This is a genomic window from Rhodovarius crocodyli (assembly GCF_004005855.1).
In the GTDB taxonomy this organism is placed as follows: Bacteria; Pseudomonadota; Alphaproteobacteria; order Acetobacterales; family Acetobacteraceae; genus Rhodovarius; species Rhodovarius crocodyli.
Genome location: NZ_SACL01000011.1, coordinates 102,592 through 117,150, shown reverse-complemented (window position 1 = coordinate 117,150; position 14,559 = coordinate 102,592). Strand labels below are relative to the sequence as shown.

Annotated in this window: 13 protein-coding genes; 5 read left to right on the top strand and 8 right to left on the bottom strand. The window is 70.0% G+C overall.

Annotation, left to right across the window (positions count from 1 at the left end; genetic code table 11):
• The first annotated feature begins 45 nt into the window (after positions 1 to 45).
• The gene (locus EOD42_RS22810; RefSeq protein WP_338069645.1) at positions 46 to 669 is read left to right on the top strand and encodes a YqgE/AlgH family protein; all 624 of its coding nucleotides are present in this window, start codon (positions 46 to 48) and stop codon (positions 667 to 669) included.
• Between the two features lie 15 nt (positions 670 to 684).
• On the opposite strand, the gene EOD42_RS22805 is transcribed toward EOD42_RS22810, so the two are convergent.
• Positions 685 to 1,590, bottom strand: coding sequence for a MurR/RpiR family transcriptional regulator (locus EOD42_RS22805; RefSeq protein WP_127789901.1), 906 nt, complete (start codon positions 1,588 to 1,590; stop codon positions 685 to 687).
• Between the two features lie 103 nt (positions 1,591 to 1,693).
• Between EOD42_RS22805 and EOD42_RS22800 the strand changes: the two genes are divergently transcribed.
• Both EOD42_RS22800 and EOD42_RS22795 read left to right on the top strand, forming a co-directional pair.
• Positions 1,694 to 3,043 (top strand): aspartate aminotransferase family protein, encoded by a 1,350-nt coding sequence (locus EOD42_RS22800; protein WP_127789900.1) that lies wholly within the window; start codon positions 1,694 to 1,696, stop codon positions 3,041 to 3,043.
• Complete coding sequence (locus EOD42_RS22795) at positions 3,040 to 4,056, top strand: amino acid ABC transporter substrate-binding protein (RefSeq protein ID WP_127789899.1); 1,017 nt, start codon at positions 3,040 to 3,042, stop codon at positions 4,054 to 4,056. Before EOD42_RS22800 ends, EOD42_RS22795 begins: the two co-directional genes overlap by 4 nt.
• A 247-nt stretch (positions 4,057 to 4,303) precedes the next feature.
• On the opposite strand, the gene EOD42_RS22790 is transcribed toward EOD42_RS22795, so the two are convergent.
• The 7 genes from EOD42_RS22790 to EOD42_RS22760 form a co-directional block, all read right to left on the bottom strand.
• Positions 4,304 to 5,683 carry an aminotransferase gene (locus tag EOD42_RS22790; RefSeq protein ID WP_127789898.1) on the bottom strand — a complete coding sequence of 460 codons (1,380 nt, stop codon included), beginning with the start codon at positions 5,681 to 5,683 and terminating at the stop codon, positions 4,304 to 4,306.
• 61 nt (positions 5,684 to 5,744) lie between these two features.
• A complete protein-coding gene (locus EOD42_RS22785) occupies positions 5,745 to 6,131 on the bottom strand; it encodes a RidA family protein (protein ID WP_127789897.1) in 387 nt (128 codons plus the stop codon).
• A 10-nt stretch (positions 6,132 to 6,141) separates the two neighbouring features.
• Positions 6,142 to 7,779 (bottom strand): AMP-binding protein, encoded by a 1,638-nt coding sequence (locus tag EOD42_RS22780; RefSeq protein WP_127789896.1) that lies wholly within the window; start codon positions 7,777 to 7,779, stop codon positions 6,142 to 6,144.
• Positions 7,776 to 8,912 carry an acyl-CoA dehydrogenase family protein gene (locus EOD42_RS22775; RefSeq protein WP_127789895.1) on the bottom strand — a complete coding sequence of 379 codons (1,137 nt, stop codon included), beginning with the start codon at positions 8,910 to 8,912 and terminating at the stop codon, positions 7,776 to 7,778. The genes EOD42_RS22780 and EOD42_RS22775 overlap by 4 nt, the downstream gene beginning before the upstream one ends.
• On the bottom strand, positions 8,905 to 9,714 hold the full coding sequence (locus EOD42_RS22770) for an enoyl-CoA hydratase family protein (protein ID WP_127789894.1): 810 nt from the start codon (positions 9,712 to 9,714) through the stop codon (positions 8,905 to 8,907). Before EOD42_RS22770 ends, EOD42_RS22775 begins: the two co-directional genes overlap by 8 nt.
• Positions 9,711 to 10,163 carry a MarR family winged helix-turn-helix transcriptional regulator gene (locus EOD42_RS22765; protein WP_127789893.1) on the bottom strand — a complete coding sequence of 151 codons (453 nt, stop codon included), beginning with the start codon at positions 10,161 to 10,163 and terminating at the stop codon, positions 9,711 to 9,713. Before EOD42_RS22765 ends, EOD42_RS22770 begins: the two co-directional genes overlap by 4 nt.
• Positions 10,163 to 10,876, bottom strand: coding sequence for an SDR family NAD(P)-dependent oxidoreductase (locus EOD42_RS22760; protein WP_206020442.1), 714 nt, complete (start codon positions 10,874 to 10,876; stop codon positions 10,163 to 10,165). The genes EOD42_RS22765 and EOD42_RS22760 overlap by 1 nt, the downstream gene beginning before the upstream one ends.
• Before the next feature lie 68 nt (positions 10,877 to 10,944).
• Between EOD42_RS22760 and EOD42_RS22755 the strand changes: the two genes are divergently transcribed.
• Positions 10,945 to 13,239 (top strand): bifunctional salicylyl-CoA 5-hydroxylase/oxidoreductase, encoded by a 2,295-nt coding sequence (locus tag EOD42_RS22755; protein ID WP_127789892.1) that lies wholly within the window; start codon positions 10,945 to 10,947, stop codon positions 13,237 to 13,239.
• A gap of 61 nt (positions 13,240 to 13,300) precedes the next feature.
• Positions 13,301 to 14,548 carry an MFS transporter gene (locus tag EOD42_RS22750; protein ID WP_164868081.1) on the top strand — a complete coding sequence of 416 codons (1,248 nt, stop codon included), beginning with the start codon at positions 13,301 to 13,303 and terminating at the stop codon, positions 14,546 to 14,548.
• Positions 14,549 to 14,559 lie beyond the last annotated feature (11 nt).

Here is a 14,559-nt window from a genome sequence, read left to right as displayed (position 1 = left end):
CACATCTGTCACATGGCAAGCAGACAGGGACCTCGGATCATGGGCATGGCGATGCGCAAGACCGGCTCCGGTGCCGGCACCGGACCGAGCCACGGCTCGGGTGATTGGTTGACGGGGCAGTTGCTGATCGCGACGCCCGCCATGCAGGACCCGCGCTTCGCGCAGACGGTGATCTGCCTCTGCGCGCATTCGGCTGACGGCGCGATGGGGCTGGTGCTGAACCGCCCGCTGGACAGCTTCGCCTTCGAGGACCTGCTGCAGCAGCTGGGCATCACGCCCGCCCCGCCCGCGCGGGCCATCCGCATGGTCAGCGGCGGGCCGGTGGAGGGTGGGCGCGGCTTCGTGCTGCACAGCCCCGAATGGCAGACCGACGGCACCCTGCCGGTGCCGGGCGGGCCGGATCGCGAGGGCGCGGCACTGACCGCCTCGGTCGAGGTGCTGAAGGCGATCGCCGAGGGCAATGGCCCGCGCGACTGCCTGCTCGCGCTGGGCTACGCCGGCTGGGGCCCCGGGCAGCTGGAGGGTGAGATCGCGGCCAATGCCTGGCTGACCGTGCCCGCCGACGCGGACCTGCTGTTCGGCAGCAAGCCCGAGGCCACCTGGCGCCAGGCGCTGGCCAAGCTGAAGGTCGACCCGCTGCTGCTGAGCGACGTGGCCGGGCACGCCTAGGGCAGATAGCGCGCTCTAGCGGGCAGTCCGCGCCTGCAGATACTCGCCGGCGGCCACGATCCGCCGCTCATTCGCGCGGATGCGCTGCTGGGCGGGCGCGCCCAGTGTCGCGACCGTCAGCGCCACCAGCAGATTGCCCATCGCGAGCGCCCCCACCGCCGATTCCGGAAAGGCGCGTGAGGTGGTGGGTGCGACGAAGAACAGTGCGCCCGCCAGCTTCGCCAGCGGCGCAGTCGGTGCGTCGCCGATGCCGATGACCCGGGCGCCCGCCTGGGCCGCCGCGTCGGCCAGGCTCTGGGTCAGCCGGCTGTAGGGCGCGAAGCTGATCGCCACCACCACGTCGCCCGGGGCCATGTCCTCCAGGAAGGTTTCCGGGGCGCCGGCCGTGTCGTCCGCGAGCGACACGTCGGGCCGTGCCTTGCGCAGCGCATAGGCCAGGGCGAAGGCCGCCGGATAGGTCGTGCGCCGGCCCACCACCTGCACGCGGCGGGCCTGGGCCAGCAGGGTGGCGGCCTGCTGCAGCGCGGCCTCGTTCAGCCCGGCCAGGCTGCGGTGCAGGATCTCCTGCTCGGCCGCGAAGAATTCGGCGGCGAAGCCCAGCGCGCCGGTGCTGCGCGCGGCGGCCGCCGCGATGCCCCGCGCGGCATCGGCGTTGCGGTTGGCGGCAGGCCCGAGCAGCCGCCCGGCCCGCACCCCGTTCACATAGTGCCGCCTGAGCTCGGCATAGCCCGCAAGGCCCAGCCGCTGCGCCAGGCGCACCATCGTGACCGGGGGCACCCCGGCGCGGCGGGCCAGCTCGCGCATCGAGAACACCGCCACATCCTCCGGATGGGCCAGCACATGGCGGGCGGCGGCCGCCATCTGCGTGCCCAGTTCGGGCAGCAGGGCGGCAATCGCGGCGGCGGTCTGATCGGATTCCATGCAGCGATCCTCGCATGGTGAGCCGAATGAACCAAATGATCCTGTTGCGAATGAAATGGATCATATGGTTCAGTTGCCGTCAGATCATCCGAAGGAGCCGCCGATGAGCGCCCATACCCTGCGCAACGACACCGGGCTGGAGGCGCCGATGACGCGCTCCGCCGCCGCCTTTCTGCGAGAACAGCGCGTGGTGCCGGGCGGCTCCATGCGCCACGCCTCCTGGTTCGCGCCGCACCCGCCCTATGCCGCGCGCGGCGAGGGCTGCTGGATCATCGACCTGGACGGCCGCCGCATCCTGGATTGCGCCAACAATTTCTTCTCCCTCGCGCATGGGCACGCCTTCCCGCCCATCGTGGCGGCGCTGACCGATGCCATCGCCAAGGGCACGGCCTTCGGCGTGCCGATGGAGGCCGAGATCGCGCTGGCCGAGACGCTGCGCGCCCGCAACCCGCGCCTGGAACAGACCCGCTTCTGCAATTCCGGCACCGAGGCGGTGATGGCCGCCATCAAGGGCGCGCGCGGCGTGACCGGCCGCCATCGCATCGCGAAGTTCGAGGGCTGCTACCACGGCTCCTACGACCACGCCGAGGTGAGCCTGGAGAGCAGGCCCGAGGAATGGGACGATGCGGCCGGCAACCCGGCCTCCATCGCCTATGCCAAGGGCACGCCCCCCGCGGTGCTGGCCGATACGGTGGTGCTGCCCTATGCCGACGCCGACCGCTGCGCCGCCATCCTAAAGCGTGAGGGGCCGTCGCTTGCGGCCATCATCCTGGACCCCCAGGCCTCCAAGGCCGGCATGGTGCCCATGCCCGCCGCCGTGATCGCGGCCGTGCAGCAGGCCTGCGCGCGCGACGGCATCATGCTGATCGTGGACGAGGTGGTGAATTTCCGCCTCGGTTTCGGCGGCGTCTCGCCGCTGTTCGGGTTGGAACCGGATTTCGTGACGCTCGGGAAGATCATCGGCGGCGGTCTGCCGGTGGGCGCTGTCTCGGGCCCCGCCGCGCGCATGGCGGTGTACAACCACGCCGCCGGCAAGCCGAAGGTGGCGCTGGGCGGCACTTTCAGCGCCAATCCGCTGACCATGGCGGCGGGGCTGGCGTCGCTGGCCCATTACGACGAGGCCGCCGTCGCCCGGCTCAACGGGCTGGGTGAGATGCTGCGCCAGCGCGTGAACGCCGGGCTTGCCGCCGCCGGCCTGCCGGGCCGCATGGCCGGCGCCGGGTCGTTGTTCCGCCTGCATCCGGGCGCGCGCAAGATCGAGGACTACCGCAGCGCCCGCCCGCTGCCGGCCGAGGCCGAGGCCCTGCCGCGCATCCACGCCGCGATGCTGGGGGCAGGCATCCTGCTGACGCCCAACTGCTCCGGCGCGCTCTCCACGCCGATGGGCGAGGAGCAGGTCGTGCTCATCGCCGACACCCTCATCAAGGCCACGATCGCGGAGTTCCAGGCATGAAGCGGCTCCTTCTCATCGCGGCCCTTGCGCTGCTGGCGATCCCGCACGCCCAGGCCGGCGTGGTGCTCGACCGCATCCGCGCCAACAACACCGTGCGCTGCGGCGTGGGCGGCGTGACCGCCGGCTTCTCGCTGCCCGACACGCAGGGCGAATGGCGGGGGCTGGATGTCGACTACTGCCGGGCCCTGGCCACCGCCGTGCTGGGTGACCCGCGCCGCGTCACCTTCGTGCCGCTGACGCTGTCCACCCGCTTCGCGGCGCTCAGCTCCGGCGAGGTGGATGTTCTGGCGCGCGATACGGTGCAGACCTTCTCACGCGATGTCAGCCTGGGCATCGTCTTCGTGGGGGTGAACCTCTACACCGGCACCGGCGTCATGGTCCGCCGTGCCTCGGGCGTGACCAGCCTGGAGCAGCTGACGGGGGCCACCATCTGCGCCAGCAATGGCGGGTCCAACCTGCCCGAGGTCGCGGATTACCTGCGCGCCCGCAACCACAGCTTCACGCCCGTCACTTTCGACCGCTTCCCCAACGTGCTGGAGGCCTTCCTGGCAGGACGCTGCGATGCCGTGACCTCGGGCGCCGCGGACCTGGCCGCCGCGGTGGCCACCGCCGTGAACAACCCGCGCGACTACCTGGTGCTGCCCGAGGTGCTGAGCCGCGATCCCTATGGCCCCTCGGTCGCGCGCGGGGACATGGAATGGTACTCGATCGCGCGCTGGACCCTGGCCCTGCTGGTCGAGGCCGAGGAACGCGGCATCACCCAGGCCAATGTGCGCGGCCTGGTGGCCACGGCGACCGACCCCGCGCTGAAGCGCATCCTGGGCACCGAGGACAATCTGGGCGGCATGCTGGGCCTGTCGCGCGACTGGGCGGTGCGGGTGATCGCGGCAGTCGGCAATTACGGCGAGGTGTATGACCGGAACTTCGGGCCGAACACGGCGATCAACCTGCCGCGCGGGCAGAACAACGTGGTCTCACGCGGGGGGCTGCATTACGGGCTGCCGTTCAGGTGAGGTCAGGGGCAAGGGCCGCAGACCAGGGGGCGCTGCCCCCTGGACCCCCGCCAGGAGATAATATCTCCTGGACCTGATAGGAGTTTGGCGCTTCAGCTAGGCAAGTAGGGCGCCAATTATATTATAATAATCAATGCTATCAGAGTTTGGCGCCAATTCCCCGGGGTCCAGGGCCGCTACGGTCCTGGCGGGGATGCAAGGGGCAGAGCCCCTTGCTGGGGGCTTCGGGGGCAAGGCCCCCGCTGCGCTACTCCGCCGCCTGGCGCACCAGCAGCGTCTCCGCCGCCTCATCCAGCGACCGGCTGAACCGCGCCAGCATATCCGCGATCTCGGCAGCCGAGATGATCAGCGGCGGCGTGAAGGCGATGCGGTCGCCGATGGCGCGCACGATCAGCCCGTTGCGCTCGCACGCGGCCTGCACGGCCAGCCCCGCCTTGGCGGCGGCCGGGAAGGGCTCGCGCTTCGCCTTGTCGGCCATCAGCTCCACGCCCGCGATCAGGCCCACGCCGCGCGCATCGCCCACCAGCGCGTGGGACTTCAGCGCCTCCAGCCCCTTCAGGAACACCGGCGAGACCGCGCGGACATGGGACAGGATGTCGCGCTCCTCGTAGATGGCCAGCGTTTCGAGGGCGACCGCGCAGGCCACGGGATGCGCGCCATAGGTGAAGCCGTGGCCGAAGCTGCCATGCTTGCGGCTGCCTTCCAGCAGGCTCTCATACAGCGCGTCGGAGATCAGCGTGGCCGAGATCGGCTGGTAGCTGGCCGAGAGCTGCTTGGCGCAGGTCAGGATATCGGGCTTCAGCCCATAGGTGTCGCAGCCCCACATGTTGCCGGTGCGCCCGAAGCCGCAGATCACCTCGTCGGTGACGAACAGGATGTCGTGCTTCTTCAGGATCGGCTGGATCAGCTCGAAATAGCCCTCGGGCGGGGTGATGGCGCCGCCGCCGCCCTGCACGGGCTCGGCGAAGAAGGCGGCGATGGTGTCGGCCCCTTCCTTCTCGATCAGCGCCTCAAGCTCTGCCGCCATGCGGGCCGAGAAATCGCGCTCGCTCTCGCCCGGGATGCTGAAGCGGTAGTAGTTGGGGTTCGAGACATGCAGGAAGCGGTCGCCATAGGGCAGGTCGAAATCGGCCTGCATGTGCGGCTGGCCGGACAGCGAGGCGGTCGCGACCGTGTTGCCGTGATAGCCGCGGATGCGCCCGATGATCTTCTTCTTGGCCGGGCGGCCGCGCATGTTGTTGTGGTACCAGATCAGCTTGATCGCCGCGTCATTCGCCTCGGAGCCCGAGCACTGGAACATGACGTGGTTCAGCCCCTCGGGGGCCAGGCCCGTCAGCTTCTCCGAGAGCAGCGCGGCCGGGCCGTGCGCCTTGCCGAAGAAGGTGTGGTAGTACGGCAGCTCCAGCATCTGCTTGTAGGCGGCTTCCGCCAGGCGCTTTTCCGAAAAGCCGAGCGAGGCGCACCACAGCCCGGCCATCGCCTCGATATAGTCGCGCCCTTCGGTGTCCCACACGCGCACGCCGTCGCCGCGCGCGATCAGCATGCCGCCCTTCTTGTCGTGCCCATCCAGGTCCGCCTGCTGGTGGACCATGTGGCGGTCGGCTTCGTGAAGGTTGTTGGCGCTCATCGCGGCTCTCCTGCTGTCAGAAGCAGGGTGGACCCGAAGCGTTGGCGCCCGCAAGCGGACTTCAGAGGATGGCGGTGGCCTCGATCTCGACCTTTGCCTCGGTTTCGACCAGTGCCACCACCTGCACCAGCGCCATGGCCGGGAAGTGCTTGCCCATCACGGCGCGATAGGCCGGGCCGAGTTCCGCCAGGGAGGCGCGGTATTCCTCGATGTCGGTCACGTACCAGGTCAGGCGGGCGATATCGCTGGCCTGGCCGCCGGCGGCCTGGACCACGGCCAGGATATTGGCCAGCGCCTGGCGCACCTGGGGCACGAAGCCCTCGGCGAACTTGCCCTGCGCGTCCCAGCCCACCTGGCCGCCCACGCACAGGGTGCGGCCCTCACCCATCATGCCGTTGGAGTAGCCGCGGGGGACGGGCCAGCCTGGCGGAAGAATGTCTTTCAGCATGGGGCGCTTCCTAGCTTTTCTGTTGGCGCAGCACAAAGCGCTGCAGCTTGCCGCTTTCGGTGCGGGGCAGGCTGTCGGCGAATTGCACCAGGCGCGGGTATTTATAGGGCGCGATGGCGGCCTTCACATGGTCCTGCAGCAGCCGGGCGGTGGCGGGTTCCGCCGCATGGCCCGCGTGCAGCACCACATGGGCCGTCACCAGCATGCCGCGTTCGCTGTCGGGCGTGCCGACCACGGCGCATTCGCGCACGGCCGGATGGGCCAGCAGCGCGGCCTCCACCTCGGGCCCCGCGATGTTGTAGCCGGAGGAGATGATCATGTCGTCGCTGCGGGCCTGATAGAGGAAATAGCCGTCCTCATCCTGGATGTAGGTATCGCCGGGCAGGTTCCAGCCGTTCTGGACATAGTTCTTCTGCCGGTCATCCGCGAGGTAGCGGCAGCCGGTCGGCCCCTGCACCGCGAGCCGCCCCGGCGTGCCGCGCGGCACCTCGGCACCGTTCTCGTCGATCACCTTGGCGCGATAGCCGGGCACCGGGATGCCGGTGGCGCCGGCGCGGATCCGGCCCTCGGGCGCGCCGATGAAGATGTGCAGCATCTCGGTGCCGCCGATGCCGTCCATCAGTTCGAGGCCCGTCGCGGCCTTCCAGGCCTCGAAGATCGGCACCGGCAGGGTTTCCCCGGCCGAGACGCCCTTGCGCAGCGTCGCGAACTGCTCGGGCGTGCCCTTGGCGGCCATGACGCGATAGGCGGTGGGGGCGGTGAAGGTGACGGTCGCCTTGTACTGCGCGATGGCCGGCAGCAGGTCGTCGGGCGAGGCCTTTTCCAGCAGAACCGCGGTCGCGCCGACGCGGAACGGGAACAGCACCAGCCCCCCCAGCCCGAAGGTGAAGGCCAGCGGTGGGGAGCCGATGAAGATGTCGTCCGGCTGCGGCTTCAGCACCTGCATGCCATAGGCATCGCAGATGGCCATCATGTCCCGGTGGAAGTGCATGGTGGCCTTGGGCACGCCCGTGGTGCCGCTGGTGAAGCCCAGCAGGCACACATCATCGGCCGCCGTGTCGCAGGCGGTGAAGTCGGGGCTCGCCTCGGCGCACATCGCCTCCAGCTCGCCCTCTCCCCAGAAGGCGAGATGCGCGGGGGCGGGTTCGGCCTTGACCATCTCGGCCCTGAGGCGCGCATCGGCCAGGGCGTGGGTGATCTCGGCCTTGGCCAGCATCTGGCTGATTTCCTTGGCGCGCAGCAGCGGCATGCTGGCCACCACCACGCCGCCCGCCTTCAGCACCGCGAAATAGGCCGCGACCATCCAGGCATTGTTGGCGCTGAGCAGCAGCACGCGGTTGCCGGGCACCATGCCCATCCGCCCGGTCAGCACATTGGCGATGCGGTTCACGCGCTCGGCCAGCTGGGCATAGGTCAGCGTCTCGGCGGGGGTGACGACGGCGGGGTGGTCGGCGCGGCCGGGAAGGTTGCGGTCCAGCAGCTCCGTCGCGCAGTTCAGCCGCAGGGGGTACCGAAGTTCCGGCAGCTCGAAGATCAGTTCCGGCCATTGGTCGCGCGGCGGCAGATTGTCGCGCGGAAAGCTGTCGAGATGGGCGCTGGGGGCGAACTCGGCAGTCTGGCCTGAGAAGCCTTGGCCGGAATAGATCATCTGGCTGTCTCCGCTCTGGCGATGACGATGCGTTGGATCTCGGACGCGCCTTCATAGACGCGCAGCGCGCGCACCTCGCGCGTCAGCACCTCGGGCGCTGCGTCGCGCACGACGCCGAGCCCGCCATGCAACTGGGCGCAGCGGTCAGCGATGCGGAAGGCGGCTTCGGTGGCGTGCAGCTTGGCCATGCTGGCCTCACGCGACACGCGCGGCGTGCCCTGGTCCTTCAACCAGGCGGCGCGATAGACGAGCAGGGCGGAGGCATCGACCTCCACCGCGCTGTCGGCGATGGCGCCCTGCGTCATCTGCTGGTCGAACAGCGGTGCGCCGAACAGTTTTCGCGACGTCGCGCGTTCCACGGTCAGGTCCAGCCCGCGCCGCGCGAAGCCGAGGGCCGCCGCACCCACCGTGGCGCGGAACACGTCGAGCGTGGCCATCGCCACCTTGAAGCCGTCGCCGGCTGCGCCGATGCGGTGGCTGTCGGGGATTCGGACATCGTCGAAGGCCAGCCGCGCCAGCGGGTGCGGGGCGGAGACCTCGATGCGCTCGACCACGCGCACCAGCCCGCCCGGCACCCAGAAGGCGGTCAGCCCCTTGGCGCCCGGCGCCTCGCCGCTGCGGGCGAAGACGACATAGCCGCCGGCGATGCCGCCATTGCTGATCCAGGTCTTTTCCCCGTTCAGCACCCAGTCGGCGCCATCGCGCGTGGCGGTGGTGGCCAGCGCCGCCACATCGCTGCCGGCCTCGGGTTCCGACAGCGCGAAGGCCGCGAGCGCCCGCCCGGCGCGCACATCGGCCAGGAAGTCGCGCGCGGGCTCGCAGCCGAACAGCGTGATCGCACCCGTGCCCAGCCCCTGCATGGCGAAGGCGAAATCCGCGAGGCCCGAATGGCGCGCCAGGATGTCGCGGGCGAGGCACAGCATCCGCACGTCGAGCTTGCCGTCGGCCGGGCAGGCGGCGCGCAGCAGCCCGGCCTCGCCCATCGCGGCGGCAAGCGCGCGGGTGGAGCCGTCGGCATCATGCTCATCGGTCAGTCGCGCCGCATGCGCCGCCGCCCAGGCTTCAACCTCGTCGGCCCATGCGCGGTGCTTCGCCTCGAAGAACGGCCAGTCGAGGAAGCTGCGGTCAGTCATGCTGGAAGACCGGGCGCTGCTTGGCGGCGAAGGCTTCGTAGGCGCGGCGGAAATCATTGGTGGTCATGCACAGCGCCTGGGCCACGGCCTCAGCGTCGATCGCCTGCTCGATGCCCATGGCCCATTCCATCGCGAGCATCCGCTTGGTCATGGCATTGGCGAAACCCGGCCCGGCGGCGATGTCCGCGGCCATCTTTGTCGCGGCATCGGCCAGCGCGTCGCCCTCGACCAGGCTGTTGAAGAAGCCCCAGGACAGCCCCTCGGCGCCCGACATGGATCGGCCGAGATAGAGCAACTCGCTCGCCCGCCCCTGGCCGATGATGCGCGGCAGCACCGCGCAGGCGCCCATGTCGCAGCCCGCGAGCCCCACGCGGTTGAACAGGAAGGCGACCTTGGCCGCGGGTGTCGCGATGCGCAGGTCCGACGCCATGGCGATGATCGCGCCCGCGCCCGCGCACACGCCGTCCACGGCGGCCACGATGGGCTGCGGGCAGGCGCGCATCGCCTTCACCAGCTCCCCCGTCAGGGCGGTGAACTGCATCAGGCCCTTGGTGTCGCGTTCCAGCAGCGGACCGATGATCTCATGCACGTCGCCGCCGGAGCAGAAATTGCCCCCCGCGCCGGTGATGACGAAGGCGCGGATTTCCGTCGCGTTCACCGCCGCGCGGAACATCTGGCCGAGCTCGGCATAGCTCTCGAAGGTCAGCGGGTTCTTGCGCTCGGGGCGGTTCAGGGTGATGCGCCCGATCGGGCCGTCGATCTCGAACAGGACGTGTTCGGCCTTGTGCGTCAGCAGGTTCACAGCGCTTCCTCCGTTTCCAGCGCCGTTGACAGCGCCGTCTTGGCGCGGCCGAGCAGCTGGTGCAGCGCCTCGCGCTCCTCCGGTGCCAGCCCCGCGAACATCTCCTTGATCCAGCGGCCATGGGCGGCGGACTGGGTGTCGAACACGGCGCGGCCTTCCTCGGTCAGGGTCAGGCGCACGGCGCGGCGGTCGTTCGGGTCCACGCGCCGGACGACCAGCCCCTCGGCCTCCAGCCTCGTCGCGAGCCCCGTGACATTGCCGTTGGTCACCATCATCCGCGCCGAGACCTCGCCCAGCGTCAGCCCTTCCGGCGCGCGGTCCAGGGCCGCCAGCAGGTCGAAGCGGGGCAGGGTGGTGTTGAACTGCACGCGCAGGCGGCGGCGGATCTCGGCCTCGATCGTGGTCGTCGTGGTCAACATCCGCAGCCACAGGCGAAGCTCGGCCTTCATCAGATTTCCCCGCCGGCGACGGGCAGGGCGGTGCCGTTCACCGCGCCCGCGCCCTCACTTGCCAGGAACACCACGGCGGCGGCCACTTCCTCGGGCTGCACCAGGCGCTGCTGCGGGTTGGGGCGCGCGAGCTCGGCGCGGGCCTCGGCCTCGGTCCGGCCGGTGCGGGCGGTGATGCGCGCGACGCTCTCGGCCAGGATCGGGGTTTCGGTGAAGCCGGGGCAGACGGCGTTCACCGTCACGCCCTTGGCCGCGACCTCCAGCGCCAGCGACCGCACCAGCCCCAGCAGCGCGTGCTTCGAGGCGGTATAGGCGGTGGTGTAGGCATAGCCCTTGAGCGCTGCGGTGGAGGCGACATGGATCACCCGGCCCCAGCCGGCCTGGATCATGCCCGGCACCACCGCCTGGGTGACGAGTGCCGCCCCCAGCACATTGGTGGTGAAGGCGCGGCTGAACATCGCGGCGTCGGTCTTGAGGAAGGCGGCACTCTCCGCGATGCCGGCGGCATTCACCAGAATGTCGCAGGAAAGCGCGGGCGGCGCCGCCACATCACCCAGCAGGAAGGCATCCGCGGCACCCGCCGCGACGGCCTCGGCCAGCGGGGCCTCACGCCGGCCCATCACCGTCACGCGATGGCCCGCGGCCTTCAGCGCGCGGGCGCAGGCCAGGCCGATACCCGTGCCGCCACCTGTCACCACCGCGTGTCGCTGCATCAACATACTTGAAGCCTAAAACAATTCTCGCCATGCTCACAAGCAGGCAAATCATCGGAGCAAGGCCCATGCGCATCGCGATCATCGGCGGCGGCCCGGCGGGCCTGTATTTCGCCATCCTGATGAAGCGCGACCGCCCGGAGGCGCGCGTGACGGTGGTGGAACGCAACCGCCCCGACGACACATTCGGCTTCGGCGTGGTGTTCAGCGACCAGACGCTGGATGCCTTCAAGGCGGCGGATGAACCCAGCTACCGCGCCATCACCGAGAGCTTCGCCTATTGGGACGACATCGAGATCAACGCGCGCGGTGAGAGCCACCGCATCGGCGGCAACGGCTTCTGCGGCTGTTCGCGCCGCACCCTGCTGCTGCTGCTGCAGGACCGCGCGCGGGAGGTCGGCGTCGAGATGATCTTCGGCCGGGAGGCGGTGCCGGAGGACTTCCCCGACGCCGATCTGGTCGTGGTGGCGGACGGCATCAACAGCCCCATCCGCACCCGCCACGCCGAGCATTTCCAGCCCCGCATCGACTACCGCCCCAACCGCTTCGCCTGGATGGGCTCCACGCGCCCCTTCGATGCCTTCACCTTCTTCTTCCGTGAGACCCCGCACGGCATCTTCATCGCCCATTGCTACCAGTACGAGCCCGGCGCCAGCACCTGGGTGCTGGAGACCGACCCCGAGACCTGGGCCCGCGCGGGCCTCGACGCGATGAATGAGGAGCAGAGCGCGGCCTTCCTGGAGGAGGTCTTCGCCGAGGATCTGCAGGGCCACCGCCTGCTGATCAACCGCAGCATGTGGCGCCAGTTCCCCGCCCTACGCTGCGAACGCTGGGTGAAGGACAACATGGTGCTGCTGGGCGATGCCAAGGCCAGCGCGCATTTCTCCATCGGCAGCGGCACCAAGCTGGCGATGGAGGACGCGATCGCCCTGCATGCCGCCTTCATGGCCAACCCCGGCACGGCCGAGGCCCTGCACGCCTTCGAGAATGGCCGGCGCGAGGAGGTGGAGAAGATCCAGCACGCGGCCAATGTCTCGCTGGTGTGGTTCGAGCATGTGAAGCGGTTCTGGCATTTCCCGCCCACGCAATTCGCCTTCGGCGTGATGACGCGCAGCAAGGCCATCACCTGGGACAACCTGCTGCTGCGCGCCCCGGAATTCGTGGCCGAGATGCAGGCGCTGTTCGCGCAGCAATCAGGCGGGCGCCCCGATACGGTGCCGATGTTCCAGCCCCTGGCCCTGCGCGGGCTCACGGTGCCGAACCGTGTCGTCGTGTCCCCCATGTGCATGTATTCGGCCGAGGAAGGCGTGCCCGGGGACTTTCACCTGGTGCATTACGGCGCGCGCGCCCAGGGCGGCGCCGGGCTGGTCTTCACCGAGATGACCTGCCCCGCGCCCGATGCGCGCATCACACCGGGCTGTGCCGGGCTGTGGAACGATGAGCAGCAGGCCGCCTGGACGCGCATCGTGGGCTTCGTGCACGGCAGCGGCGCGAAGATGGCACTGCAGCTGGGCCATGCCGGGCGAAAGGGCGCCACGAAACTGATGTGGGACGGCATGGACCAGCCGCTGGAGGAAGGCGCCTGGCCCATCGTCTCCGCCAGCCCCATCCCCTATTACCCCCACAGCCAGGTGCCCGCGGCGCTGACCCGCGCGCAGATGGACGCGATCCGCGAGGATTTCGTGGCCGCCGCCCGGCGCGGCATCGAGTGCGGCTTCGACCTGCTGGAACTGCACTGCGCCCATGGCTATCTGCTGGCCAGCTTCCTGTCGCCGCTGACCAATCATCGCGAGGACGAGTATGGCGGGCCGGTCGAGAACCGGCTGCGCTTCCCTCTCGAGGTATTCTCCGCCCTTCGCGCCGTCTGGCCCGCCGACCGGCCGATGTCCGTGCGCCTTTCCGCCACCGACTGGGCTGATGGCGGCATCACCGATGCCGATACGCTGGCGATCGCCCGTGCCTTCGCGGCTGCCGGCTGCGACCTGATCGACGTCTCCACCGGCCAGACGGTGGCCGACGCGGCGCCCCAGTACGGGCGCATGTTCCAGCTGCCCTGGGCGGACATGATCCGCAATGAGGCCGGCATCGCGGTGATGTGCGTGGGCAGCATCACGAGTGCCGACCAGGTGAACACCATCCTGGCGGCGGGTCGCGCGGATCTGGTGGCGCTCGGCCGCCCGCATCTGGCCGAGCCGAGCTTCACCCTCAAGGCCGCCGCAACCTATGGCGCACGGTCGGTGAAGGGCCCGAAGCAGTACAAATACGGGCGCGACGCGCTGTTCCGCACCATGGAGCGCGAGCGCGAGGAGCTGATGGAACTGCGCCGCAAGGCACGCCCCGCCAGCCACGCCCCCTCAAGGTAGCGCGGCACAACCTTTCCTTGGCATGATGCGTTGCATCAAAGAAGGAAAGGGGGTGCAGGGTTTGCTTTCCGGAATCATCGTATCGGTCGGCGCCACGATCCTGGGCATCAGCGTCGTGCAGCTCGCCAACGGCTATCTCGGCACGCTGGTCTCGATCACGGCGGCGGCCTCAGGCTTTCCGCCACTGGCCATGGGCATCGTGCTGGCCAGCTATTTCGGCGGCTATACGCTGGGGGCGGCCACGCTCGGCTCCCTGTTGCTCAGGGTGGGGCATGTGCGGCTGTTCGCCGCGCTGGCCGGGCTGGTGGCCGCCTGCATCGCCTTGCAACCCGTCTTCACCTCGCCCGCCGCCTGGGTGGTGATCAGGCTCGTCACCGGCATGGGCTGCGCCGGCCTGTTCCTGACCGCAGAAAGCTGGCTGAACGGCAGCGCCACCGCCGAGAACCGGGGTCGCGTCTTCTCCCTCTATATGGTGGCGACCAACCTGGCCTTCGGCGCCGGGCAGTTCCTGATCAACCTGCCGGCCCCGCATGGGTTCGAGCTGTTTTCGCTGGCCGCCGCCCTGTTCGGCCTGGCGCTGATGCCGGTCAGCCTGACCCAGGCACAGGCGCCGACGGTGGGGCGCAGCCCGCGCCTGGGCATCCGCGCGCTGCGGCGGCTGGCGCCGGTGGCCGTGGCGGGCTGCGCGGCCGCGGGGCTGATGGGCAGCACCTTCTATGCGTTGATCCCCGCCTATGCGCAGACCCAGGGCATCCCGGCCTCCTCCATCTCCGCCTATATCGCGACGGCCATCTTCGGGGGGCTCGCCTTCCAGATCCCGGTGGGGCGCCTGTCGGACAGTTTCGACCGGCGCCTTGTCGCGGCCGGCGTGGCGGCGGGCTTCGCCGTCTGTGCCGTGGTGCTGGCGATGATGCCTTTCGGTGCCTGGACCATGCTGCCCGTCACCTTCCTGCTGGGCGGCTTCATGTCCACCGTCTATCCGGTGTGCGTGGCCCACGCGAATGACCGCGTGCTGCCGGAACAGGTGGTCTCCACCAGCGGCTCGTTGATCCTCATCAACGGCATCGCCTCCTTCCTGGGCCCCATCCTGGGCACGGCCATCATGGGGCGCGTCGGGGTGGCGGGGGTGTTCCTGTATGTGGCGGCGGTGGCGCTGCTGTTCGTGGGGCTGGCGATGTGGCGCTTCGTGCGCGTGCGGCGCGTCCGCTGGAAGGACCGCCCCTTCGTGCCCGTCGACCCCAGCATGGGCCAGCTGGCCCATGTGGCGGACGATACGGAAATGCCGCCCGGGGCGGTGCGGGAGGGCTGACGCCCTCCCGG